The following is a 24,661-nucleotide window of genomic DNA, read 5'->3' on the forward strand; positions in this document are numbered from 1 at the left end:
GGGCGGGCTCTGTGGTGGGGCGGGCTCTGGCGCGGCTGGCTGCGTGGTGGGGCGGGCTCTGTGGTGGCGGCGGGCTCTGTGGTGGGGCGGGCTGCGCGGTGGGGCTTGGTGCGGCGGGCTGCGTGGTGCGGCGGGCTCTGCGGTGCGCCGGGCTGCGTGGGGGCGGGCCGTGCGGTCGGGCGGGCTGCGTGGTGCGGCGAGCTTTGTGGTGCGGGGGCTTTGTGGTGGGGCTGTGGCGGGGCTCAGACGACGTGGGCGGGGACGCCGAGCTCGGTGCCGAGGCGGTGGATGGTCTCGGCGAACTCGCGGGGTGCGGCGTTGATCGGGCCGCGGGAGACGAAGCGGACCGCCCAGCCGTGCCCCTCCGCGATGTTGAACATGCGGAAGCGGACGCGGCTGCCCAGCGGGTCGGGCTCGACCGAGGTCACCCCGCGGTACCACCACGCGCCCTCGATGGTGACCGAGCGGGCCCCGCGGTCGATCGCCACCTTGACCTTGTCGCCGTCGTGGAGGACCTCGAACTCGTCGCCGACGTCCGTTTCCTCGATCGTGCCGTCGAGCGCCATCGGGGAGCGGCCGCCGGGGCGCACGTCGAGCAGCACGGCGGCGACCGCCTCGGGGGTGGCCTCCACCACCGCCTGCAACACCAGCAACTGGCTCATGGCTCGTTTGTACCCCGCGCCCGCCGCCCCCGTAGGCTCTCGACTCATGGCTGACGCACTTCTCGGCCCGGCGGAGATCCGGGAACTGGCCGCCCGTCTCGGCGTGGCGCCGACCAAGAAGCTCGGCCAGAACTTCCTGCACGACCCCAACACGATCCGGCGCATCGTGGCCGCGGCGGGGCTGGAGCCGGGCGACGTGGCGCTGGAGGTGGGGCCGGGGCTGGGCTCGCTCACCCTCGGCCTGGTCGGGGCGGTGCGGCACGTGCACGCCGTCGAGATCGACCCTCGTCTGGCGGAGGCGCTGCCGGGGACCGTCCCGGACGAGCACCTGACCGTGCACAACGCCGACGCGCTGCATGTGCGCGCCGCCGACTTCGACCCGGCGCCCACGATGCTGGTCGCCAACCTGCCCTACAACGTGGCCGTCCCGGTGGTGCTGCACCTGCTCGCCGAGCTGCCGTCCCTGCGCGGCGGCCTGGTCATGGTGCAGAAGGAGGTCGCGGACCGGCTGGTGGCGGGCCCCGGTTCCAAGGTGTACGGGGTGCCGTCGGTGAAGCTGGCCTGGTACGCGGAGGCGCGCGCGGCCGGGAAGGTGCCGCCCGCGGTGTTCTGGCCGGTGCCCAATGTGGACTCGGGGCTGGTCGCGTTCACCAAGCGCACCCCTCCGGGTGACGTCGATCGATCGGAGGTTTTCGCGGTCGTGGACGCGGCTTTCGCGCAGCGCCGCAAGACCCTCCGGGCCGCCCTGGCCGGATGGGCCGGTGGGCCGGACCGTGCCGAGAAGCTGCTGGTCGCGGCCGGGATCAGCCCGCAGGCGCGCGGCGAAGCGCTGACCGTCGAGCAGTTCGCGGCGATCGCGGCGGCGGCAAAAGTGTCGCCCCCCGGCGGTAAGCTCAGCCCGACCGGCAGTCAGCAAGAGGAGGTGGATTCATGACGGCGGAGACGAGCGGCGAACTTGCCTGGGCGCCGAACCCCGTGCGGCAACGGCTGGGCAACTACACCGTTGAGGAGATCCTCGACCTTCCTGACGAAGCACCTCGCGTCGAGCTTGACAACGGAGTCGCCGTCGTGGTTCCCAAGCCTGCTTACCACCATCAGGAGACGGGCAATCTGCTCTGGCTGTGGCTTCGCCAGCATGCGCCCGCCGAGTTGGCTTCGGCCACCGATGTCGGCGTGGCGATGAGTTTCGCCGACTCGCTGGAGCCGGATGTGATGCTTCTTCGCAGACCGGTGCCCAATCGCCACCTGTTCCAGCCGGACCAAGTGGTGCTCGTGGCCGAGGTCGTCTCGCCCAGCACCAAGCGCCGCGATCGCTTGGAGAAGCCGGTGCTCTACGCCCGAGCTGGCATACCGCATTACTGGCGCATCGAGCAGGAGCCGGTCCACGTCTTCGCCTACGACCTGGTGAACGGAACCTACGAGTTGGCCGCCGATTCCGCTGAGGAGCTTGTGCTGAGCGCGCCCTTCGACATCAAGCTGCCGATCCGGGACATCACTCCGTGACCGAAGCATGGGGACCGGACGATGACGAGCCTCGCCGGCATCACGGGCCGGTGCGGGTGCGGGTCCCCGCGAAGATCAACCTTCATCTCGGGGTGGGGCCGCTGCGGGCGGACGGCTTCCACGAGCTCAACACCGTCTATCACGCGATCAGCCTGTTCGACGAGCTGACCGCGCGGGCCGGCGACACGCTCACGCTCACCATGGAGGGCGAGGGCACCGGCACGCTCGAGCTCGACGACAGCAACCTGATCATGCGGGCGGCCCGGGCGCTCGCGCAGCGCACCCGCATGCCGGCCCACGCGCGGCTGCACCTGCGCAAGAGCATTCCGCTCGCGGGCGGGCTGGCCGGGGGCAGCGCCGACGCCGCCGCCACGCTGATCGCCTGTGACCTGCTGTGGGGCACCGGGCTGTCCCGTGACGAGCTGGCCGACGTCGGTGCCACGCTCGGCTCCGACATCCCGTTCCTGCTGCACGGCGGCACGGCCCTGGGCACCGGGCACGGCGAGGCGGTCAGCCCGATCCTGGCTCGCCCCACCACCTGGCACTGGGTGGTCGCCATCGCCGACGGCGGCCTGTCCACCCCGGCCGTCTACCGCAAGCTCGACGAGCTGCGCGACAGCTCGTTCCCGCCCAAGGCGCTGGGCGACCCCGACGAGCTGATGACCGCCCTGCGCCAGCGCGACCCGGCGGTGCTCGGCGCCGCCCTCGGCAACGACCTCCAGCCGGCCGCGCTCGCGCTGCGGCCCGAGCTGGCCGGGGTGCTCGCCGCGGGCGACGAGGCCGGCGCGCTCGCCGGCATCGTCTCCGGCTCCGGGCCCACCTGCGTCTTCCTGGCCCGCGACGCGGCGCACGCCGGTCAGGTCGCGGCCGCGCTCAACGCCGCCGGGGTGTGCCGTGAGGCGGTCACCGCGCGGGGGCCGATGCCGGGCGCGCGGGTAACCTAGTCCGCATCGTGGCGAACATCATCAACCTCGACCGGGTCTCCAAGGGCTACGGCGCCGCCGGTCAACTGCTCACCGACGTCTCTCTCGGCCTCGACGACGACGCCCGCGTCGGCATCGTCGGCCTCAACGGCGCCGGCAAGTCCACCCTGCTGCGGCTGCTCGCCAAGGGCGAGGAGCCCGACTCCGGCCGGGTCACCCACCGGCGCGACCTGCGCGTCGCCACCCTCCCGCAGACGCTGGCGCTGGCCGCCGAGGCGACCGTGCGCGACGTCGTGCTCGGCACGGCCTGGCTCAGCGAGGGCATGGGCGCCGAGCACGAGTGGGCCGGCGACGCCGGGGTCCGGGCCATCCTCGACGGCCTCGGCATGGGCTACCTGGGCCTCGAGACGCCGGTCGGGCCGATGTCCGGTGGCGAGCGCCGCCGGGTCGCGCTGGCCGCGCTGCTGGTGCGCGAGAGCGACCTGCTGATCCTCGACGAGCCCACCAACCACCTCGACGTGGCCGGCGTCGACTGGCTCGCCCGCCATCTGCTCACCCGCCGCGGCGCGCTCGTGGTCGTCACCCACGACCGGTGGTTCCTCGACGCGGTCTGCACGGCGACCTGGGAGGTCGTCGACGAGCAGGTGCACACGTACGAGGGCGGCTACGCGGCCTGGACCCTCGCGCGCGCCGAACGGCAGCGGGTCGCCGCCGTCATCGAGGCCCGCCGGCAGAACCTGCTCCGCAAGGAGATCGCGTGGCTGCGGCGCGGCCCGCCGGCGCGCACCTCCAAGCCGCAGTTCCGGATCGACGCCGCGAACGCGCTGATCGCCGACGTGCCGCCGGTGCGCGACAAGGTGAGCCTCCAGCGGCTCGCCACCAGCCGGCTCGGCAAGCAGGTCTACGACCTCGAGGACGTCTCCCTCGCCGCCGGCCCCAAGACGATCTTCTCGGGTCTGACCTGGCAGGTCGGCCCCGGCGACCGCATCGCGATCCTCGGCGCCAACGGCGCCGGCAAGACCACGTTGCTGCGCCTGCTCGCCGGGGTCACCACGCCCGACGGCGGGCGCCTGGTCACCGGCTCGACGGTGCGGCCCGCGTTCCTGTCCCAGGAGCTCAAGGAGCTGCCCGGCGAGCTGCGCCTGCTCGAGGCGGTCGAAGAGGTCGCCAAGCGGGTCAAGCTCGGCGACCGGGAACTCTCGGCGGGACAGCTCGCCGAGGTGTTCGGCTTCACCGACAAGCGCATCTGGACGCCGGTCAGCGACCTCTCCGGCGGCGAGCGGCGGCGCCTGCAACTGCTGCGCCTGCTCGCCACCGAGCCCAACGTGCTGCTGCTCGACGAGCCCACCAACGACCTCGACACCGACACCCTCGCGGCCCTGGAGGACCTGCTCGACTCCTGGCCGGGCACGATGATCGTGGCGAGCCACGACCGCTACCTGGTCGAACGGGTCACCGACACGGCGTACGGGATGTTCGGCGACGGCCGTCTCGTGCACCTGCCGGGCGGCGTCGACGAATACCTGGCGCGCGCCGCGTCCCAGCACGCACCCTCCGTGGGCGCCGCTCCCGGCGTACAGCCGAAAAGCGCGGAAAGCGCGAGTGGCCTCTCGGCGGCCGAGCTGCGCCAGGCCCGCAAGGACCTCGCGAAGCTCGAACGGCAGCTGGCCAAGCTCGAGGAGCGCGAGCTGAAGATCAACGAGAGCCTCGCCGAGCACGGCAGCGACTACGACAAGATCCTAGAATTGGACGCACAGCTCAAAGCGGTGCAGGAGGAACGCGCCGCGGTCGAGGAGGCCTGGCTCGAGCTCGCGGAGCAAGTGCCCGGAAACTGATCCGGGGGGTGTGCCTGCGCCGCTTGACCGGGATACGCGAGAATCGGCGTGTACAACACCTGACCTTGGAGACGGACACCATGGCGCACACCCCGGTAAACCACCCGCTGCGGCCGCTGTACCGCGCGCTCGGCCTCCTGGCTGGCGCCTACCTCGTGGTGTTCGCGATCGTCGGGTTCATCCAGACCTCCGGCGAGAGCTTCACCGGCGACAACGGCGAACGCGTGCTCGGCCAGGGCTCCAACCTGCTCTGGTCGATCCTCAGCCTGATCCTCGGCGCGATCGTGCTCGGCGCGAGCGTCATCGGCCGCAACCTCGACGTCGAGGCCGACAAGTACGTGGGCTGGACCCTGCTGGTCATCGGCAGCTACGAGCTCGCCACCAACCGCACCGACGCCAACTTCTTCGGCTTCACGATGTCGACGGTCGTCGTCACCTACCTCGTCGGCCTCGTGCTCATCACCGCCGGCCTCTACAGCAAGGTCGCCGCGCCCAGCAAGGCCGGCGCTCCCCGGCAGGTGCGCGAGGGCCGCACCGCCTGACCATCGTCGTTGCGAAGGGCCGCCCGTCCGGCGGCCCTTTTCACTTGACCTTGCGGGTGATCAGGCCCGGCTTCGGCTCCAGGTGCGACAGACCGTTCCAGGCCAGGTTGACCAGGTGCGCCGCCACCATCTCCTTCTTGGGCTTGCGCGCCTCACGCCACCACTGGCCCACCAGCGCCACCATGCCCACCAGCGCCTGCGAATAGAGCTCCGCGAACTTCGGATCGAGGCCGCGGCTCTTGAACTCGCCGCCCAGAATGTGCTCCACCTGGTGCGCCACGTCGTTCATGACACTGGAGAAATTGCCCGCCGGCGACAACACCGGCGACTCGCGCACCAGCACCTTGAAGCCGTGCGGCTCCTCCTCGATGTAATCCAGCAGCGCCAGCGCAGCCTGCTCCAGCAACTCCCGCGGATGACCCGCGGTCAGCGCCGCCGCGATCCGGTCGAGCAGCGCACGGACCTCACGGTCGACGACCACCGCGTAGAGGCCCTCCTTGCCGCCGAAGTGCTCGTACACCACCGGCTTGGAGACCTTGGCCCGCGCGGCGACCTCCTCCACGCTGGTCGCGTCGAAACCACGCTCCGCGAAAAGCTGCCGGCCGATCGCGATCAGCTGCTCCCGGCGCTGGGCCGCCGACATGCGCACCCGCGTGCCCGCCGGACGCTGCCTGCGGGCACGGGCACGCTCGGCGCTGTCGTCTGCATCGGTCACCCGGTCATCCTGCCAGGTCTGCCCCGATTACCTCGTCCCCGCCATCTTCGCCGCCAGACGGTCCGGATCGGGCCACTTCACCCCGAACGCCGCACCCGTCCGCTCCAGCAACCAGATCACCCGGGCCGAGATGTCGATCTGGCCCCGCAGGACGCCGTGCCGCGCGCACGTCGGATCGGCGTGGTGCAGGTTGTGCCAGCTCTCCCCGAGCGACACGATCGCCAGCGGCCAGAAGTTCGACGCCCGGTCGCCGTTGCGCACCTCGAACGGGCGCTCCCCGTACACGTGACACACCGAATTGATCGACCAGGTGATGTGGTGCAACAGGCCGATGCGCACCACCCCGGCCCAGAAGAACGCGGTCAGCGCGCCCTGCCACGACCAGGTCACCAGCCCGCCGATCAGCGCCGGCCCCAACGTCGAGAAGAGCACGATCGCGGGAAAGGCCCGGTCGATCCGGTTGATGTCCCGGTCGGCCAGCAGATCCGGCGCGAACCGCGCCCGGTTCGACAACTCGCGGCTGAACATCCAGCCCATGTGCGCGAAGAACAAGCCCTTGGTCAGTGCCCAGTAACCCGTGCCGTAGCGCCACGGCGAATGCGGATCGCCCTCCTGGTCGCTGAACATGTGGTGCCGCCGGTGATCGGCCACCCACTGGATGACGTTGCCCTCGATCGCCAGCGATCCGGCCAGCGCGAGGGTGACCCGCAGCCAGCGCTTCGCCTTGAACGAGCCGTGCGTGAAATAGCGGTGGAAACCGACGGTGATGCCCAGGCCGGAGACCAGGTAGAAGACCGCGCCGATCGCCACATCGGCCCAGGAGAGCCAGCCGCCCCACGCCACCGGCACGGCGGCGAGCACGGCGAGAAACGGGACGATAACGAAGCCGTAGAGGGCGACGAGGATGCCGCGCGACTGCGGGCCGTCCGTGAGGGGCTTGGGTGCGGGCTTGGAACCGGTCTCGACCGTGGACGTCATGACACCTCGCTGCGCCGGGGGAGAGATCAAGTAGTTACGGCTACGTCACCGTAACTTAGGTCACCGTAACGGGCGTCACACCGCACTCCAAGGGCGTCTCACATCGAGTTGGCACATCGAGGGACTTACCGCTCATCGAACATATGTTCTAACGTCGTGGCATGAGCATGGGGGAACGTTGGAATGTCAATGCGAATGTGGGTGCGAGTGGCGATGGCGACCGGGAGTCGCGGCGCGAGGAGGCGCGGCGGCTGCGGGTCGATCCTGGCCTGTCGCGCTCGCAGCTGATGAGGCGCTTCGGAGTCAGCAACGGCACGCTGAGCGAGTGGCTGCGCGGCATCGAGGCGCCGGCGTGGACGCGGCGGCCGACGGCGAAGGACGACGTGCGACAGAGCGCCCTGGAGCTTAGGCGCATGGGGCAGTCCGTGCCACAGATCGCCCAGCGATTGGGGATATCCAAGTCGACGGCCTACCTGTGGACGAAGGGCGAGCCGCTCGACAAGACGCCCGAGGAGGCGGAGGAGCGCCGCCGCCGGCACATGGAGCAGATGCGCCAGGCCCGTTGGGAACCGCATCGCCGGAGGCGCGATGCGGACCGCGCGGCTTGCGCAGAGCGTCTCGCCGGGTGGGTCGGTGAGCTGTCCGACCGCGAGGTGATCCTGATCGGTGCGGTGGCTTACTGGTGTGAGGGCGCTAAGGAGAAGCCGTGGACCAAGAGCACGCCGGGGTTGATGTTCATCAACAGTGACCCGGCCCTGATCCTGTTGTTCCTCCGGTATGTGGAGATGCTGGGCGTCGACCGTGCGGAGCTCACCTATCGGCTGAGCATCCACGAGTCCGCGGACATTCCGGCGGCCACCAGGTGGTGGGCCGGTGTTGTCGGTGTTCCGGCCGAGCACTTCCGGCGGGCCACCGAGAAGACGCACAATCCGTCCACGGTTCGGCGGAACGTCGGGGATTCTTACCGGGGTTGCCTGATCGTCTATGTGCCCAAGTCGTCCCGGCTCTACTGGGAGGTGGAGGGAGTCATGCGCGGGATCGCGGCGAGTGGTGATCGGTGGCGTGCCGCTAAGATGTGACCGGTGGACGGATCCCTCAGGGGATATGTCCGAAATAGGTCCCGGATCGTCTAATGGTAGGACCGCGGCTTTTGGTGCCGTTTATAGGGGTTCGAATCCTCTTCCGGGAGCAGTCTGTCCGCGGCTGTGTTGGCGCCGCCTCTCTGCGTAAATGTCTCTACTGCGAGCAATGGAGTACCGCGTGAGCCAGGCCCCTCGTCGTACCGTCGTCGTTCTTGCTGCCGGTGAAGGCAAGCGGATGAAGTCCGCCACGCCGAAGGTGCTGCATCCGCTGCTCGGGCGCACCCTGGTGGGTCACGTGCTGGCCGCCGCTGAGCCGGCGGGGGCGGAGCAGGTGATCGTCGTGGTCGGGCACAAGGCCGACCAGGTCAAGGCGCACCTGGCCGAGGTCGCTCCGAGTGCCGTGCCGGTGTTGCAGGCGGAGCAGAACGGCACGGGGCACGCGGTGCGGATCGCGCTCGAGGCCGTTCCGGATGCCGGCGGGACCGTGGTGGTGCTCAACGGCGATGTGCCGCTGCTGCGGCCCGAGACGGTGTCGAGCCTGATCGAGGCGCACGAGGCCGGCGGGCGCGGCGCGACCGTGCTGGCCGCCGAGGTGCCCGATCCGACCGGGCTGGGGCGCATCGTGCGGGACGCGGCGGGCAATCTCGAGCGGATCGTGGAGGAGCGGGACGCGTCGCCGCAGGTGCGGGCGATCCGTGAGATCAACGCGGGGATCTACGCGTTCGACGTGTCGTCGCTGCGGGAGGCGCTGTCGAAGCTCTCCACCGACAACGACCAGGGCGAGGAGTACCTGACCGACGTGTTCGGGCTGCTCGCGTCGGCGGGGGACCCGGTGGGCGTGTTCGTGGCACCGGACGCTCAGGAGACGCTGGGCTGCAACGACCGGGCGGAGCTGGCGAAGCTGCGGGCGCTGCTGCGTGACCGGGTGAACGAGGCGTGGATGCGCTCGGGTGTGTCGATCCTGGATCCGGCGACGACGTGGATCGACGTGACGGTGACGATCGAGCGGGACGCCGAGATCGACCAGAACTCGCAGCTGCTGGGGGACACCACGGTGGCCGCCGGCGCGATCGTGGGGCCGGACACGACGCTGATCGACACGACGGTGGGTGCGGGCGCGGTGGTGCTGCGGACGCATTCGATCGGGGCGCGGATCGGTGACGAGGCGACCGTGGGGCCGTTCTCGTTCCTGCGGCCGGGGACGAAGCTGGGCCGCAAGGCCAAGGTGGGCGGGTTCGTCGAGACGAAGAACGCGGAGCTGGGTGACGGGGCGAAGGTTCCGCACCTGTCGTACGTGGGTGATGCGACGATCGGCGCGAAGTCGAACATCGGCGCGGGCACGATCTTCGCGAACTACGACGGTGTCAACAAGAACCACACGACGGTGGGTGAGGCCGCGTTCGTCGGCTCGGACACGGTGCTGATCGCTCCGGTGGAGATCGAGCCGGGAGCGTACGTGGCGGCGGGCAGCGCGATCCAGAAGACGGTGCCGGCGGGCAGTCTCGGGGTGACGCGGGCGCCGCAGCGCAACGTGGAGGGCTGGGTGGCGCGCCGCCGGGCCGGCACGGTGTCGGCGGAGGCCGCGGAGCGGTTCGAGGCGGCGAAGGCTCCGGAGGGTGAGATCTCCGAGGCCGAGTAGCCCCGGGCGAGTTTGGCGGCGCCGGGGGTAACCCGGTGTGTGGCGGGTATCCGACAGGTGAACGCCCGGCGCGCCCGATCGTGATGGGGTGGGTGCGCTCGGTGGTGCGGTGCCGTCCGGTGGACCCGTTCTGAGCTGGACTGATCCCCCGGGGGTGAGGCATCCCACCCGGCGCCCGCGTAACGTGGCGGTTCGGTGGCCTCGGGGGATACTTCACTCGATCACATCCCCACCCCCTCGATCCAACGGGAGTAGCGAGCCGATGGGCAGCATCGTCGCGGAGAACCGTAAGAGTTTGATGCTTTTCTCCGGACGGGGTTTCCCGGAGCTGGCGGACGAGATCGGCCAGGTGCTCGGCGTCGCGCCGACTCCGGCGGACTCGTACGAGTTCGCCAACGGTGAGATCTTCGTCCGGTTCAAGGACTCGGTTCGCGGCTCGGACGCCTTCGTCGTGCAGTCGGTGACCGAGGGCGTGAACCGCTGGGTCATGGAGACCCTGATCATGATCGACGCGCTGAAGCGGGGGTCGGCCAAGCGGATCACCGTGGTGCTGCCGTTCTACCCGTATTCGCGGCAGGACAAGAAGCACCGCGGGCGCGAGCCGATCTCGGCGCGGCTGGTGGCCGACCTGTTGAAGACGGCGGGTGCCAACCGCATCCTCACCGTCGACCTGCACACCGCGCAGATCCAGGGCTTCTTCGACGGGCCGGTGGATCACCTGTTCGCGATGGACATCCTGGCCGAGCACGTGCAGAAGAAGTACGCGGGCCGCCCGATGACCGTGGTGGCGCCCGACTCGGGCCGGGTGCGGGTGGCGGAGCGGTGGACCGACCGGCTGGGTGGTTGCCCGCTGGCGTTCATCCACAAGACGCGCGACCCGCTCAAGCCCAACCAGGTGGTGGCCAACCGGGTGGTCGGCGAGGTCGAGGGCCGGGTGTGCCTGATCGTCGACGACATGATCGACACGGGTGGCACGATCACCAAGGCGGCGGACATCCTCTGGGACGAGGGCGCCGCCGATGTGATCGTGGCCTCGACGCACGCGCTGCTGTCCGACCCGGCGACCGAGCGGCTGAAGAACAGCCGGATCAGCGAGCTGGTGGTGACGAACACGTTGCCGCTGCCGCCGGAGAAGCGACTCGACAAGATCACTGTGTTGTCGATCGCCCCGCTGCTGGCCCGGGCGATCCGCGAGGTCTTCGACGACGGCTCGGTGACCACGCTGTTCGGTGGCCTGAGCTGAGGCGAGGGCTGCCGGGCCGGAGGGCCGGTGCTGAAACCTCTCTCGGGTGAAGTTTGCGCGGAGCGCCTGAGCGGGCCGGACCCGCTGAGGGGTGCGCTCATGCGCCAGGTAAGATAGTGCGGTTGCCACGGCGAGGGTGCCCCGCGGTCTGCTGAGGTTCGCAGCCATTTCGGGGACACCGTGATCGACGCGGTGCTCCGGGCCTGTGCCCAGCGCGCCCCCTTGCCCGGCAGCGCCGACGACGGCCTCCAGCACCTCCCGGTGGCCGATCACCACACTGCCGCAGCCCGCCGACTTAGACGCAGCCCGATCGAAGAGTTTCAGGAGTTTCCCCGTGTCCGAGGTAAAGATCAGCGCCGAGCCCCGCACCGAGTTCGGCAAGGGTGGTGCCCGCCGCACGCGCCGGGCCGGTTTGGTGCCCGCCGTGCTTTACGGCCACGGCGAGAAGCCGCAGCACATCGCGCTGCCGGCCCGTGAGTTCGCGGCCGCGATCCGGCACGGCGGCCTCAACCAGGTTTTCACGATCGACATCGCGGGGGCCTCGGGCGCGACGCTCGCCCTGCCGAAGGCGATCCAGCGTGACCCGATCAAGGACACGTACGAGCACGTGGACCTGATCATCGTGAAGCGTGGCGAGAAGGTGCAGGTCGACGTCCCGGTGAACCTGACCGGTGAGGCCGCCCGCAACACGCTCGTCGTGCACGAGTCCAACACCCTCGCCGTCACCGCCGAGGCGATGCACCTGCCGACCGGCTTCGACGTGTCGATCGAGGGCCTCGAGGCGGGCTCGCAGGTGACCGCCGGCGACGTGCCGCTGCCGAACGGTGTCGAGCTGGCCGTCGAGCCCGACTTCGTGCTGGCGATCGTCTCGCAGGCGCAGACCGCCGAGCAGCTCGAGGGTGGCGAGGCCGCCGAGGGTGGCGAGGCCGCCGAGGGCGAAGAGGCTCCCGCCGCGGAGTAACGAACGTCGGGCCCAGTCGGACCGAAAGCAGTGGTCGGGGAAAGTGCCGGTGGGCACTTTCCCCGATGCGCATATCTGGGGGAAATCAGTGAGCGACGACGCGTGGCTGGTGGTCGGCCTGGGCAACCCGGGCAAGGAGTACGCGGGCAACCGGCACAACGTGGGCTTCATGGTGGCCGATCTGCTGGCGTCGCGGGTGGGCGCGAAGTTCGGCCGGTCCAAGCGCGCGCATGCCGAGATGGCGGAGGGCCGTCTGGGGTTCGGCGGGCCGAAGCTGGTGCTGGTGAAGCCGCTGACCTACATGAACCTCTCCGGCGCGCCGGTGGTGTCGCTGGCCCAGTTCTTCAAAGTGCCGGTGTCGAACGTGATCGCCGTGCACGATGAGCTTGATGTGCCTTTCGGTCAGGTACGGGCCAAGCGTGGCGGTGGTGAGGGTGGCCACAACGGTTTGCGTTCGATGTCGAAGTCGCTGTCGAGCAAGGAGTACGCGCGAGTCCGGTTCGGCATCGGCCGTCCGCCCGGGCGGCAGGATCCGGCCGACTACGTGCTCTCCGACTTCTCCGGCGTGGAGCGCAAGGAGCTGGACTTTCTCGTCGACCGGGCGGCCGACGTGGTGGAGGCGATCGTGCTCGAGGGTGTCGAGTGGGCGCAGAACAAATACCACGGCGGTTGATCTCGCGAGGCTCGAACGGATAGATCATTTGGGCGGTTTTGTCCGTCTCTCGATCCCGTGACGCTCTCGACTGTCCGACCGTTGGTCACACGTACGCACCGGTTCGGTGCGGTTTGACCGGCGGACGGGGGAGGTTCGGGATGCGGCAGGACCTGTCCGAGCAGCAGGAGTCGGTGCTGACCGAGCCGACCGTGCTGTTGCCGGAGGTCACGCCGCCGGAGGGGTACGGCCAGGCCAACCACCCGCCGGCGAACCAGGGCCCGCGCGCCCGGCCCCGCGCCGCGGCCTCGAAGATCCCGGCGCCGGTGGTGCCGCTGAGCCCGCCCCCGTCGGGCGCGGGCGCGCGCACCGGCGACTGGCCCATCAATGCACCGGCAAAAAGCGCTATGAATCAGCTGAACCGGGGCGCCGCGGATCGGTGCGACGCTTCGGCGGGCAGGACCGGCCCGGGCGGGCCGGCCGGTGGGGTCGGCGCGGAGGCGCCGCCGGTCAGGGTCGGCAAGCCGGACAACGCGCCGCCGCGGGCCGTTCAGGAGCGGGCCGATCCCGGGCGCAATCAGGCGATCGAGCGGCACTGGTCGCAGCGGCGCAACCGGTCCTCGGCGGTCCGGCCGGTGGTGCGGCCGTTCGTGCGGATGCGTGGCCGGCACGCGGCCATGTCGCGGCGGCAGCGGTGGGAGCGCAGCTACGTGCGGGCGCTCGTGCTCTGTGACCTGCTGGCCGGCACGGCGGCCGGCGCCACCGCGTTCGGCCTGCGCTTCGGCGACGAGGTGACCACCTACAACCGCGGCTACGTCGTTCTCTCGGCGCTGCTGCCCGTGCTGCTGCTCGCCGTGCTGGCGGTCTCGCGGGCGTACGAGCGCCGCTACCTGTTCGTGGGCACCGACGAATACCAGCGCGTGCTCCGCGGCGGCGTCGGGCTGATCGCGGGCGCGGCGCTCGTCTCGTACGCGCTCGAATTGGATCTTGCTCGTAGCTATGTCCTCGCCGCGCTGCCGACGGCGATCGCGACCTCGGCGGTGCTGCGCTTCGCGCTGCGCAAGCGGCTGCACATGGCGCGCGCCCGGGGCGAGAGCCTGCGCCGGGTGATCCTGGTCGGGCACGAGCTGTCGATCATCGGAATGGCCCGCCAGCTGCGGCGGGAGCGGTACCACGGGCTCGAGGTGGTCGGCGCCTGCATCCCGCGCGGGCACGACGGCGCCGGGATGAACGGGCTGGTCGTCTACGGCACGTTCGACGATGTGGCGAGCGCGGTGGAACAGGCCGACGCGGACACCGTGGTGGTGCTGAGCTGCCCCGAGCTCGACGGCGCCCAGCTGCGCCGGCTGGCGTGGCGGCTGGAGCGCGACGAGGTCGACCTGGTGGTGGCCAGCGCGCTGGTCGACGTGGCCGGCGCCCGCACCACCATCCGGCCGTTCGACGGGCTGCCCATGCTGCACGTCGAGCACCCGCGGCTGCACGGCGGCTCGCGGCTGGTCAAGGAGGTGGTCGACCGGCTCGGCGCGCTGGCGCTGCTGGTGCTCCTCGGCCCGCTGCTGCTCGGCGTCGCACTGTGTGTGCGGGTCACGTCCCGCGGGCCGGTACTCTTTCGTCAGGTGCGGGTCGGCCGTGACGGCAGTCACTTCCGCATCTTCAAGTTCCGCAGCATGTATGTCGATGCCGAGGCCCGCCTGGCGGAGCTCCGGCATCTCAACGAGCACGACGGTGTGCTCTTCAAGATCCGTGATGATCCGCGGGTGACCCCGGTCGGGCGATATCTGCGCCGGTTCTCCCTGGACGAGCTGCCGCAGCTGCTCAACGTGCTGCTGGGGCAGATGTCGCTGGTCGGGCCGCGTCCGCCGCTGCCGTCCGAGGTCGCGGCGTACGCCGACGACGTGCGGCGCCGGCTGGCCGTCAAGCCGGGCATGACGGGCCTGTGGCAGGTTTCGGGACGCTCCGATCTACCGTGGGAGGAAGCGGTCCGGCTGGACCTGCGCTATGTGGAGAACTGGTCCCTCAGTTTGGACCTGGTGATCCTGTTGCGCACGATGACGGCAGTGGTGCGGTCATCGGGCGCGTACTGACACTCAATAGGAGAGCTGGTTGATGGGCGAGCGGACAGAGACGTCGGCACGCGTGAACTCGCAACGGGAAAACACCGAGACCGGCACCGCGCCGGTCACCGACGCCGCCTTCGCCCGCTGGCTGGCGGACCGGGCGGGCCAGGCCCTGCTTCAGGTCAGGGCCGACATGGGGCACGCCGACGGCCCGGCCCTCAAGGCCGCCGGCGACAAGGCGGCGCACGACCTGATGCTGGCCGAGCTCGCGCGCTGGCGCCCGGCGGACGCGGTGCTGTCGGAGGAGGACGACCACGCGCGCACGGCGTGGCGCGAGGGCGAGCACGGCAGCGTGCGCCCGGAGCGCCTCGGCGCCAACCGGGTGTGGATCGTCGACCCGCTCGACGGCACCCGCGAGTTCTCCGAGGAGGGCCGCGCCGACTGGGCCGTGCACGTGGCGCTCTGGACCGCCGACTGCGGCAGTCCGTCGTGCCTGGCGGCCGGCGCCGTCGCGATGCCCGCGCAGCACCGCACGATCGCCACCGACCACCCGCCGGCCTATCCGCCGCTGCCGCTGGAGTCGGCGAACGGGGGGCCGATCCGGATCGCCGCGAGCCGCACCCGGCCGCCGGCCTTCGTGACCGCGCTCGCCGAGGAGCTCGGCGCCGAGCTGATGCCGATGGGATCGGCCGGCGTCAAGATCGCCGCGGTGATCAGCGGCGAGGCCGACGCCTACGTGCACGCGGGCGGGCAGTACGAGTGGGATTCGGCCGCGCCGGTCGCTGTGGCGCTGGCCACCGGCCTGCACGCTAGCCGAATCGACGGTTCTGCGCTGAAATACAACGAGGCAGACCCCAAGCTGCCTGACCTGGTGGTGTGCCGTAAGGATCTCGCTCCTCGGTTACTTGCAGCGTTGCAGCGTCACCTTCCGTCAAAATGACGGTTCCCCGTAGGTAACACAAACAGCGCCACAATGCCGGAAAGGTCTGGAACCCACCGATGAGCCAGACAAAGCCGTACCGCGTCTCGCATCTGGATGCTCTCGAAGCCGAGAGCATCTTCGTCATGCGTGAGGTCATGGCCGAGTTCGAGCGTCCCGTCCTGCTGTTCTCCGGGGGCAAGGACTCGATCGTCATGCTGCGCCTCGCGGAGAAGGCGTTCGCCCCGGCGCGCATCCCGTTCCCGGTGATGCACGTCGACACCGGGCACAACTTCCCCGAGGTCCTCGACTACCGCGACACCCGGGTGGCCACCCTCGGCCTCAACCTGGTCGTCGCGAGCGTGCAGGAGGCGATCGACACGGGCCTGGTGCGCGAGCTGCCCGACGGCACGCGCAACCGGATCCAGACGCCGGTGCTGCTCGCCGCCGTCGAGAAGTACCGCTTCGACGCCCTCTTCGGCGGCGCCCGGCGCGACGAGGAGAAGGCGCGCGCCAAGGAGCGCATGTTCAGCTTCCGCGACGAGTTCGGCCAGTGGGACCCGAAGAACCAGCGCCCCGAGCTCTGGGCGCTCTACAACGGCCGGCACCACCCCGGCGAGTCGATCCGGGTGTTCCCGCTGTCCAACTGGACCGAGCTCGACGTCTGGCACTACATCGCCAAGGAGCAGATCCCGCTGCCGAGCATCTACTACGCCCACGACCGCGAGGTCGTCGAGCGCGGCGGCATGTTCTACGCGGTCAACGAGTTCATCCGGCTCAAGGACGGCGAGACCTCCGAGGTGCGCCGGGTCCGCTACCGCACCGTGGGCGACGCCTCGCAGACCGCCGCCGTGCTCTCCGAGGCCGACACGGTCGACAAGGTGATCGACGAGGTCGCCGCGACCCGCATCACCGAGCGTGGCGCGACCCGCGGCGACGACAAGGTCAGCGAGGCCGCGATGGAAGACCGCAAGCGAGAGGGTTACTTCTGATGAGCCAGGCAGTTCTCGAGCCTGACGCCGCCGCCGCGCGCGGCATGGACCTGCTGCGGTTCGCCACCGCCGGCAGCGTCGACGACGGCAAGTCCACCCTCATCGGCCGGTTGCTGTACGACACCAAGACGATCTTCGCGGACCAGTTGGAGGCCGTCGAGGCGGCCAGCGCGTCCCGCGGCGACGAGTACACCAACCTGGCGCTGCTCACCGACGGCCTGCGCGCCGAGCGCGAGCAGGGCATCACCATCGACGTGGCGTACCGCTACTTCGCCACCCCGCGGCGCAAGTTCATCATCGCCGACACCCCGGGCCACATCCAGTACACGCGGAACATGGTCACCGGCGCCTCCACCGCCGACCTGGCGCTGATCCTTGTGGACGCGCGCAAGGGCCTGGTCGAGCAGTCGCGCCGGCACGCCTTCCTCACCAGCCTGCTGCGCGTGCCGCACCTGGTGCTCTGCATCAACAAGATGGACCTGGTCGACTGGGACAAGGCGGTCTACGACCGGATCGCCGACGAGTTCACCTCGTTCGCGGCCAAGCTCGAGATCACCGACCTGACGATCATCCCGGTGTCGGCGCTCAACGGCGACAACATCGCCTCGCGGTCGGAGAACAGCCCGTGGTACGACGGGCCGTCGCTGCTGCACCACCTGGAGCACGTGCACATCGCCAGCGACCGCAACCTGGTCGACGTGCGCTTCCCGGTGCAGTACGTGATCCGCCCGCAGTCGACCACGGTCACCGACTACCGCGGCTACGCCGGCCAGGTCGCCTCGGGCGTGCTCAAGCCGGGCGACGACGTGATGGTGCTGCCGTCCGGGCTGACCAGCAAGATCGCGGCGATCGACACCGCCGACGGCCCGGTCGACGAGGCGTTCCCGCCCATGTCGGTCACGGTCCGGCTGGCCGACGAGATCGACATCTCGCGCGGCGACATGATCTGCCGTCCGCACAACGCGCCGGCGGTCGCCCAGGACATTGAGGCGATGGTCTGCTGGATGGACGAGTCGGCGCCGCTGCGCGTCGGCGGCAAGTACGCCATCAAGCACACCACCCGCTCGGCGCGGACCGTCGTGCGCGGGCTGCAGTACCGGCTCGACGTCAACACGCTGCACCGCGACGAGAGCGCCGGCGAGCTGAAGCTCAACGAGATCGGCCGGGTGCGGCTGCGCACCACCGTGCCGCTGCTCGCCGACGAGTACCGGCGCAACCGCACCACGGGCGGCTTCATCCTGATCGACGAGAGCACCAACCGCACGGTCGGCGCCGGGATGATCATCGAGGCTCAGTAGCCCCTGGGCATGTTGTTGCGGCTGGCCCGGGCCTTGCCGGCCCGGGGCGGCTGCAACGTCGCCCACACCACCTTGCCGGTGCTGGTGGGCAGCGATCCCCACGCGGCAGCGGTGCCCTGCACCAGCCGCATGCCGAGGCCGCGCTCGTCGAGCGGCCGGCCCCGGCGCACCCGGCTCGGCTTGAGCAGGCGCGGCGGCTCGGCCGACAGGTCGGCGACGCAGAGGTGCACGCCGGGGCCGCGCAGGCTCACCACCACCGTCATCTCGCTGCCCGCGTGCTCGACCGCGTTGGTGACCAGCTCGCTCATCACGATGCGGCTCGGGTGCAGCAGGTGCGGCAGGTCCCACGCCAGGCAGGCGTCGCTGACCAGGTTGCGGGCGACGCTGGGCGCCTCGGCGTCGGATTGCAGCGTCACCATCAGCCGCTCGGTCAGCGGCAGGCGGCTGGCGATGGCGACCCGCGCCTGCCGCACCTTGGCATAGACGGGCAGGAAGCGTGGCGCGCCGAGGCGCTGCATCTTGTCGGCCAGCGGCAGGTTCGGCGGGATGCACAGGGCCAGCTGCACGGGCGGGTCCATCGTCGCCGCGGTGCCCCGCGCCGCCATCCAGGTCGGCGCCGAGCTGGCGTGCGGGTCGTCCAGCCCGGACAGGTCCACGATGAGCGCCTCCGGATGCTCGGCCAGGCACTTGCGCAGGGTCTCCGAGACCGTCTGCCACAGCGGCCGGTCCCAGGCGCCGCACACGGTGAGGAGGGCGACGGAAGCCTCGGCGTCGCTCTCGATGCGGACGGACGCTTGCATGGGCAGACACGCTGCGCTCATGGACATGCCCGTCACGGTAACCGCGAACGCAGATCGATGAGGCGGCCCTTAGCTCCGCCGGGTGATCGGACTTAAGTACTGCAACGTTGTATAGTCCAGTTCCGTGCCGCCGGGCCTCAAGGATGTCGCCGCGCGGGCCGGTGTCTCGATCAAGACGGTCTCCAATGTCGTCAACGGTTATGTGCACGTGGCCCCCGCGACGCGCGCCCGTGTGCAGGCCGCCATCGAGGCGCTCGGCTACGTGCCCAACATGGCCGCTCGCCAGCTGCGCAGCGGCCGTTCCGGCGTGATCGCGCTGGCCGTCCCGGAGCTCCAGTCGCCCTACTTCGCCGAGGTCGCCGGGCTGATCGTGCAGGCCGCCGAGCAGCGCTCGTGGACCGTCCTCATCGACCAGACCGACGGGCAGGCCGAGCGCGAGCGCAACCTCGTGGCCGGGTTGCGCCGGCACGCCATCGACGGGCTCATCTTCAGCCCGCTCGCGCTGGCCGGCGAGGAGCTCGCCCACCAGAGCGGGACGCCGATGGTGCTGCTCGGCGAGCGGGTGTGGCACGGACCGGCCGACCACGTCGCGATAGACAACACCGCCGCGGCCGCCGACGCGACCCGCCACCTGCGCTCGCTGGGCCGGCGCCGGATCGCCGCCATCGGGGTGCAGACCGCGCCCTCGGCGGTGACCGCGCACCAGCGGCTCGCCGGCTACCGGTCGGTGCTGGCCGAGGCGGGGCTCGAGACGCTGGAGATGCCGGTGGCGAGCTTCCACCGGGCCGACGGCGCCGCCGCGATGGCCCGGCTGCTCGACGAGGGTGAGCCGCCGGACGCGGTCTTCTGCTTCAACGACCTGCTCGCCCTGGGTGCCCTGCGCACCCTGCTGGAGCGCGGCCTGTCGGTGCCCGGCGACGTCGCGGTGATCGGCTTCGACGACATCGAGGACGGGCGCTTCTCCACCCCGACGCTGAGCACGATCTCGCCGGACGCCGCGCGGATCGCCCAGCTCGCCGTCGACCTGCTCGCCGAGCGGCTCGGCGACGGGCCGGCCGCGGTCGGGGCTCCCCGCGAGCTGCGCGTGGATCACCGCCTGGTGGTCCGGGAGAGCACCGCCGGCGCAGCCTGATCCATCCCGGGGTGAGCGCCCCGGCGCAGCCTGATCCATCCCGGGGTGAGCGCCCCGGCGCAGCCTGATCCATCCCCGGGAGAGCCCGTCGGCGCAGCCTCGTCGCGTTCCCCGGCGCGCGACCGCGCAAAACGTTACAGGCGAATTTCCGGACGTTTACATCGCTCTCTTTACAACGATGAATGCAACGTTGTAAAAACGTGGCATGGCAGTGGCGCACCTCACTCTCGATCCCGCCTTCGTGATCGCCCCGGTCGACCGCCGGCTCTTCGGCTCCTTCGTGGAGCACATGGGCCGCTGCGTCTACACCGGCATCTTCGAACCCGGCCACCCGGCCGCCGACGACGACGGGCTGCGCGGCGACGTGCTCGAGCTGGTCCGCGAGCTCGGCGTCAGCACGGTGCGCTACCCCGGCGGCAACTTCGTCTCCGGATACCGCTGGGAGGACGGCGTCGGCCCGCGCGGCGACCGGCCCCGCCGGCTCGACCTGGCCTGGCGGGCGCTGGAGAGCAACGCCTTCGGGCTCAACGAGTTCATGCGCTGGGCCGCTCTGGCCGGCGCCGAGCCGATGATGGCTGTCAACCTCGGCACCCGGGGCGTGGAGGCCGCCGCCGAGCTCGTCGAGTACTGCAACCTCCCGGACGGCACCGCCGCCGCCGACCTGCGCCGCAAGCACGGCGTGGCGCGGCCGCACGACGTACGGCTGTGGTGTCTCGGCAACGAGATGGACGGCCCCTGGCAGATCGGCAGCCTCACCGCCCGGGAGTACGGGCGGCTCGCCGCCCGCGCCGGGCACGCGATGCGGCGCGTGGACCCGAGCATCGAGCTGGTCGCCTGCGGCAGCTCCAACTCGGGCATGCCCACCTTCGGCGCCTGGGAGGCGACGGTTCTCGAGGAGGCCTACGACCAGGTCGACTACATCTCGCTGCACACCTACTACGACCCCGAGAAGCACGACGAGGCCAGCTTCCGGGCCTCCGCCGTCGACCTCGACGGCTTTATCGACGACGTGGTGGCGACCGCCGACCACGTCCGCGCCAAGCTGCGCCGCAGCAAGCGGATCAAGCTGTCGCTCGACGAGTGGAACGTCTGGTACCAGTCGCGCTTCACCGAGCCCGAGGACCGGGACATCGAGGAGCTGCCGGCGCTGATCGAGGACGACTACGACGAGACCGACGCGATGGTGGTCGGCAACCTGCTGATCAGCATGCTGCGGCACGCCGACCGGCTCGCGATCGGCTGCCAGGCCCAGCTGGTCAACGTGATCGCGCCGATCCGCACCGAGCCCGGCGGCCGGGCCTGGCGGCAGACCATCTTCCACCCGTTCGCGCACACCGCCCGGCTCGCCCGCGGCACCGTGCTGCGGCCGGCGCTCACCGCACCGGCGATGACCACCGGCCGGTACGGCGAGGTGCCCGCCGTCGACGCCGTCGCCACCCACGACGAGCAGACCGGCGACCTCACCGTCTTCGTGGTCAACCGGGGCACCGAGCCGGTGCCGCTCGACCTCGACCTGCGCGCCTTCCCACGGCACCGCCTGGCGCGGCACCACACGCTCACCGGCGAGACCTCCCCGGCGGCCGCGCCGGGGAGCCAGATCCTCCTTCCGCCCGTCTCCTGGCACGCCCTGTGCCTCACTCCCGAGGAGTCATAGTGAATCTTCAATTTTCCCGGCGGGGCCTGCTCGCCCTCGGCGCCGGCGCCGGCGGAGCCGTGCTTCTCGGCGCGTGCGGCGACAGCGGACCGAACGAGAAGGTCACCGGTGGCGGCCAGAACGCGGCGCCGGCGCCGACCGAGTACACCGGCCCGAACGTGGCGCTGGCCTTCTGGAACGGCTTCACCGGCGGCGACGGCCCGTTCATGAAGAAGCTGGTCGACCAGTTCAACACCGAGCACCCCACCATCAAGGTGTCGATGAACACCTACCAGTGGGCCGACTACTACCAGAAGACGCCGGCCGCGGTCGCCACCGGCAACGGGCCGGACGTCGGCATCATGCACGTCGACCACGTGGCCACCAACGCCGCTCGCGGCGTGATCCTGCCGCTGGAGGACCTGTCCAAGGCGCTCAACTTCAAGGCCGAGGACTTCTCGCCGCCGGTCTGGAACGCGGGCGTCTACAACAACACCCGCTACGCGATCCCGCTCGACGTGCACCCGCTCGGCTTCTTCTACAACAAGACCGTCATGGCGAAGGGCGGCCTCGACCCGGAGAAGCCGCCGACGAACAACGAGGAGTACCTCGCCGCGCTGGAGCAGATGAAGTCCAAGGGCATCCAGGGCGACTGGGTCACCCCGTTCGAGTTCACCGGCAGCATGCAGTTCCAGTCGCTGCTGTGGCAGTTCGGCGGGCAGCTCTTCGACGATCAGGCGAGCAAGGCGCTGTTCGCCGAGGACCCGGGCGTGCAGGCGCTGACCTGGATGACCGACCACGTCAAGAACGGGTGGAGCCCCAAGAACGTCGCCCAGGACGCCGACATCGTGGCCCTGCGCAACGGCAAGAACGCGTTCAACTGGAACGGCATCTGGACCATCAACACGCTCAAGGAGGACAAGAACCTGGAGTGGGGTGTGGCGCCGCTGCCGCAGATCGGCACGCAGAAGGCGGCGTGGGCCGGCTCGCACCAGTTCGTGCAGTTCAAGCAGAAGGCCAAGGACGACAACAAGCTGACCGCCGGCAAGGTCTTCATCAACTGGATCAGCCAGCACTCGATCGAGTGGGCCAAGGGCGGCCAGGTGCCGGCTCGCGCCGAGATCAGGAACAGCGCCGAGTTCAAGGCGCTGCCGGAGCAGTCCGCGATCGGCTCGCAGATCGACGACCTGCACTTCCTGCCACCGAAGCCGGGCATCGCCGACGCGATGGCCACCGTGGTGACCTCGATCAACGAGGCGGTCCTCGGGCGCAAGGAGCCGGCGAAGGCGCTGGCCGACGGCGCCGCCAAGGCCAACCAGATCCTCGAGCAGAACGCGAAGAAGTATGGCGGCTGACCTGGCTGTCCGAGAGCAGGCGGGTACGAAGCAGCGCGCCGCGGGCCGGCCCCGGCGCACCGGCGCGCTCACCCCGTACCTCTATGTCCTGCCGTATTTCGCGGTCTTCGCGACGTTCGTGCTGGCGCCCGCGGTCTACGGGCTCTGGATCAGCCTGCACGACTGGGACTACCTGCTGCCCGGCAAGCCGTTCGTGGGGCTGGACAACTATCAGGCGCTGTTCGACTCGAGCTCGGCGGTCTTCGACTTCTTCTGGGAGAGCATGTCGGCGACCGGGATCTTCACGGTGCTCAGCGTGCCGCTGCTGCTGGCCGTGCCGCTGCTCATCGCGCTGATGCTCAACCGCAGCTTCCCGGGCCGCACCTTCTTCCGGGCGGTCTACTTCGCCCCGTACGTCCTCGGCGTCGCCGTGATCGGCGTGCTCTGGCGCTTTCTGCTCGACCCGAACCTCGGCCTGGTCAACGCGATCCTGCCGGGCAGCGCGCCATGGACGACGGCGCTGCCCTGGGCATGGATCTCGCTGGTCGGCGTCACGGTCTGGTGGACGCTCGGCTTCAACGCCGTGATCTACCTGGCGGGCCTGCAGGACATCCCCCGGGAGTTGTACGAGGCCGCGCGCATCGACGGCGGCGGCAAGTGGGCCGAGTTCCGGCACGTGACGCTGCCCGGCCTGCGCCCGGTGCTGCTCTTCGTGGTGGTCAACACGATCCTGTTGTCCGCCAACATGTTCGGCCAGTCCTACCTGATCACGCAGGGCGCGCCGGGCACCGAGACCCGTACGGCGATCATGTACATCGCCCAGGTCGGCCTGCGCGACTACAAGATGGGCAGCGCCGCGGCGATGAGCTACCTGCTGACGGTCTGCCTGCTGATCATCAGCGCTTTCGTGTTCCGCCTGTTCCGGGAGAAGGACGCATGAGACGCGTACGCCCCGTCGCCTGGTACACGGTCCTCATCGGACTCAGCCTGATCTTCATCGCGCCGCTGGTGTGGATGCTGCTCACCGCCTTCAAGACGCCAGGCGAGGCGACCCGGGTGCCCCCGACGGTGTTTCCGCAGGAGCCCACCACGAGCGCCTTCGACACGCTGATGGGCAACGACCAGACGCCGGTGCTGCGCTGGTTCCTCAACAGCGTGCTCGCCGCGACCGGGCAGGCGGTGCTCGTGCTCGCGGTGGCGTCGATGGCCGCGTACGCCCTGGCCCGGCTCGAGTTCCGCGGCAAGCGGCTGATCTTCGGCATGATCATCGCGACGCTCTTCATCCCGAGCTTCGTGCTGATCATCCCGAACTTCCTCATCGTCGACCGGCTGGGCTGGCTCGACACGCTCTGGGCGCTGATCGTGCCCGGGGCGGCCGGCGCGTTCGGCGTCTTCTTCCTGCGGCAGTTCTTCCTGAGCCTGCCGCGCGAGCTGGAGGAGGCGGCGCTGATCGAGGGCGCCAACTCGTGGCAGATCTTCACCCGGGTGGTGCTGCCGCTGTCGAAGCCGGCGCTGGCCACGCTCGCCGTGATCAGCTTCCTGACCAACTGGAACGACTTCATCTGGCCGATCTACGTGCTGTTCAGCCCGGAGGTCTTCACCCTGCCGCCGGGCCTCGCGATCCTCCAGGGCGCCTACACGATCAACTACCCGGTGATCATGGCGGGCGCGCTGGTCGCCAGCATCCCGGTGCTGCTGCTGTTCATGGTGGCGCAGCGCTACGTGATCGAGGGTGTCTCCCGCTCCGGCCTGAAAGGATGA

23 protein-coding genes and 1 tRNA gene are annotated in these 24,661 nt (G+C 70.3%); 20 read left to right on the plus strand and 4 right to left on the minus strand.

Features of this window, described 5'->3' with window-relative positions; all coding sequences use genetic code 11:
- Nucleotides 1–242: 242 nt before the first annotated feature.
- Nucleotides 243–662, minus strand: a complete 420-nt coding sequence (locus tag Ade02nite_RS24425; protein ID WP_203768318.1) for a hypothetical protein — start codon at nt 660–662, stop codon at nt 243–245.
- Between the two features lie 46 nt (nt 663–708).
- On the opposite strand from Ade02nite_RS24425, the gene rsmA reads away from it, so the two are divergent.
- The 5 genes from rsmA to Ade02nite_RS24450 all read left to right on the plus strand — a co-directional run bounded on the left by rsmA (nt 709) and on the right by Ade02nite_RS24450 (nt 5,465).
- Nucleotides 709–1,596, plus strand: a complete 888-nt coding sequence (gene rsmA, locus Ade02nite_RS24430; RefSeq protein ID WP_203768325.1) for a 16S rRNA (adenine(1518)-N(6)/adenine(1519)-N(6))-dimethyltransferase RsmA — start codon at nt 709–711, stop codon at nt 1,594–1,596.
- Nucleotides 1,593–2,165, plus strand: coding sequence for a Uma2 family endonuclease (locus Ade02nite_RS24435; RefSeq protein WP_203768327.1), 573 nt, complete (start codon nt 1,593–1,595; stop codon nt 2,163–2,165). Before rsmA ends, Ade02nite_RS24435 begins: the two co-directional genes overlap by 4 nt.
- Nucleotides 2,162–3,109 (plus strand): 4-(cytidine 5'-diphospho)-2-C-methyl-D-erythritol kinase, encoded by a 948-nt coding sequence (locus tag Ade02nite_RS24440; protein ID WP_203768334.1) that lies wholly within the window; start codon nt 2,162–2,164, stop codon nt 3,107–3,109. The genes Ade02nite_RS24435 and Ade02nite_RS24440 overlap by 4 nt, the downstream gene beginning before the upstream one ends.
- Before the next feature lie 8 nt (nt 3,110–3,117).
- Nucleotides 3,118–4,923 carry an ABC-F family ATP-binding cassette domain-containing protein gene (locus Ade02nite_RS24445; RefSeq protein WP_203768351.1) on the plus strand — a complete coding sequence of 602 codons (1,806 nt, stop codon included), beginning with the start codon at nt 3,118–3,120 and terminating at the stop codon, nt 4,921–4,923.
- A 65-nt stretch (nt 4,924–4,988) separates the two neighbouring features.
- Nucleotides 4,989–5,465 carry a DUF4383 domain-containing protein gene (locus Ade02nite_RS24450; protein ID WP_379038429.1) on the plus strand — a complete coding sequence of 159 codons (477 nt, stop codon included), beginning with the start codon at nt 4,989–4,991 and terminating at the stop codon, nt 5,463–5,465.
- A 40-nt stretch (nt 5,466–5,505) separates the two neighbouring features.
- On the opposite strand, the gene Ade02nite_RS24455 is transcribed toward Ade02nite_RS24450, so the two are convergent.
- Both Ade02nite_RS24455 and Ade02nite_RS24460 read right to left on the minus strand, forming a co-directional pair.
- A complete protein-coding gene (locus Ade02nite_RS24455) occupies nt 5,506–6,108 on the minus strand; it encodes a TetR/AcrR family transcriptional regulator (protein WP_203768480.1) in 603 nt (200 codons plus the stop codon).
- Nucleotides 6,109–6,207: 99 nt separating this feature from the next.
- A complete protein-coding gene (locus Ade02nite_RS24460) occupies nt 6,208–7,158 on the minus strand; it encodes an acyl-CoA desaturase (protein WP_203768353.1) in 951 nt (316 codons plus the stop codon).
- Between the two features lie 161 nt (nt 7,159–7,319).
- On the opposite strand from Ade02nite_RS24460, the gene Ade02nite_RS24465 reads away from it, so the two are divergent.
- The 10 genes from Ade02nite_RS24465 to cysN all read left to right on the plus strand — a co-directional run bounded on the left by Ade02nite_RS24465 (nt 7,320) and on the right by cysN (nt 18,001).
- The gene (locus Ade02nite_RS24465; protein WP_239169021.1) at nt 7,320–8,237 is read left to right on the plus strand and encodes a helix-turn-helix domain-containing protein; all 918 of its coding nucleotides are present in this window, start codon (nt 7,320–7,322) and stop codon (nt 8,235–8,237) included.
- Nucleotides 8,238–8,276: 39 nt separating this feature from the next.
- Nucleotides 8,277–8,347, plus strand: a tRNA-Gln gene (locus Ade02nite_RS24470).
- Between the two features lie 71 nt (nt 8,348–8,418).
- A complete protein-coding gene (gene glmU / locus Ade02nite_RS24475) occupies nt 8,419–9,879 on the plus strand; it encodes a bifunctional UDP-N-acetylglucosamine diphosphorylase/glucosamine-1-phosphate N-acetyltransferase GlmU (RefSeq protein ID WP_203768355.1) in 1,461 nt (486 codons plus the stop codon).
- Nucleotides 9,880–10,141: 262 nt separating this feature from the next.
- A complete protein-coding gene (locus Ade02nite_RS24480) occupies nt 10,142–11,122 on the plus strand; it encodes a ribose-phosphate diphosphokinase (protein WP_203768357.1) in 981 nt (326 codons plus the stop codon).
- A 334-nt stretch (nt 11,123–11,456) separates the two neighbouring features.
- Nucleotides 11,457–12,083: a 50S ribosomal protein L25/general stress protein Ctc gene (locus tag Ade02nite_RS24485; RefSeq protein ID WP_203768359.1), complete on the plus strand. Its 627-nt coding sequence runs from the start codon at nt 11,457–11,459 to the stop codon at nt 12,081–12,083.
- An 88-nt stretch (nt 12,084–12,171) separates the two neighbouring features.
- Nucleotides 12,172–12,756, plus strand: a complete 585-nt coding sequence (pth, locus tag Ade02nite_RS24490; protein ID WP_203768361.1) for an aminoacyl-tRNA hydrolase — start codon at nt 12,172–12,174, stop codon at nt 12,754–12,756.
- 140 nt (nt 12,757–12,896) lie between these two features.
- Nucleotides 12,897–14,819, plus strand: coding sequence for a sugar transferase (locus tag Ade02nite_RS24495; protein ID WP_379038432.1), 1,923 nt, complete (start codon nt 12,897–12,899; stop codon nt 14,817–14,819).
- A gap of 22 nt (nt 14,820–14,841) precedes the next feature.
- Nucleotides 14,842–15,732, plus strand: coding sequence for a 3'(2'),5'-bisphosphate nucleotidase CysQ (locus Ade02nite_RS24500; RefSeq protein ID WP_203768363.1), 891 nt, complete (start codon nt 14,842–14,844; stop codon nt 15,730–15,732).
- Nucleotides 15,733–15,791: 59 nt separating this feature from the next.
- Nucleotides 15,792–16,703, plus strand: coding sequence for a sulfate adenylyltransferase subunit CysD (gene cysD, locus Ade02nite_RS24505; RefSeq protein ID WP_203768370.1), 912 nt, complete (start codon nt 15,792–15,794; stop codon nt 16,701–16,703).
- Entirely contained in the window at nt 16,703–18,001 is a 1,299-nt protein-coding gene (cysN, locus tag Ade02nite_RS24510) for a sulfate adenylyltransferase subunit CysN (protein WP_203768372.1), read from the plus strand. The genes cysD and cysN overlap by 1 nt, the downstream gene beginning before the upstream one ends.
- Here the strand turns inward: cysN and Ade02nite_RS24515 are convergent.
- Complete coding sequence (locus tag Ade02nite_RS24515; protein WP_239169022.1) at nt 17,995–18,801, minus strand: ATP-binding protein; 807 nt, start codon at nt 18,799–18,801, stop codon at nt 17,995–17,997. The genes cysN and Ade02nite_RS24515 overlap by 7 nt on opposite strands.
- A 124-nt stretch (nt 18,802–18,925) precedes the next feature.
- Between Ade02nite_RS24515 and Ade02nite_RS24520 the strand changes: the two genes are divergently transcribed.
- The 5 genes from Ade02nite_RS24520 to Ade02nite_RS24540 all read left to right on the plus strand — a co-directional run bounded on the left by Ade02nite_RS24520 (nt 18,926) and on the right by Ade02nite_RS24540 (nt 24,661).
- Nucleotides 18,926–19,933, plus strand: a complete 1,008-nt coding sequence (locus Ade02nite_RS24520) for a LacI family DNA-binding transcriptional regulator (RefSeq protein WP_203768381.1) — start codon at nt 18,926–18,928, stop codon at nt 19,931–19,933.
- A 205-nt stretch (nt 19,934–20,138) separates the two neighbouring features.
- Complete coding sequence (gene arfA, locus Ade02nite_RS24525; RefSeq protein ID WP_203768383.1) at nt 20,139–21,587, plus strand: arabinosylfuranosidase ArfA; 1,449 nt, start codon at nt 20,139–20,141, stop codon at nt 21,585–21,587.
- Nucleotides 21,587–22,921 (plus strand): ABC transporter substrate-binding protein, encoded by a 1,335-nt coding sequence (locus tag Ade02nite_RS24530; RefSeq protein ID WP_203768386.1) that lies wholly within the window; start codon nt 21,587–21,589, stop codon nt 22,919–22,921. The genes arfA and Ade02nite_RS24530 overlap by 1 nt, the downstream gene beginning before the upstream one ends.
- Nucleotides 22,911–23,840: a carbohydrate ABC transporter permease gene (locus Ade02nite_RS24535; RefSeq protein WP_203768387.1), complete on the plus strand. Its 930-nt coding sequence runs from the start codon at nt 22,911–22,913 to the stop codon at nt 23,838–23,840. Before Ade02nite_RS24530 ends, Ade02nite_RS24535 begins: the two co-directional genes overlap by 11 nt.
- Nucleotides 23,837–24,661, plus strand: coding sequence for a carbohydrate ABC transporter permease (locus tag Ade02nite_RS24540; protein ID WP_203768389.1), 825 nt, complete (start codon nt 23,837–23,839; stop codon nt 24,659–24,661). The genes Ade02nite_RS24535 and Ade02nite_RS24540 overlap by 4 nt, the downstream gene beginning before the upstream one ends.

The sequence above is a fragment of the Paractinoplanes deccanensis genome, from assembly GCF_016862115.1.
GTDB classification, from domain to species: Bacteria; Actinomycetota; Actinomycetes; order Mycobacteriales; family Micromonosporaceae; genus Actinoplanes; species Actinoplanes deccanensis.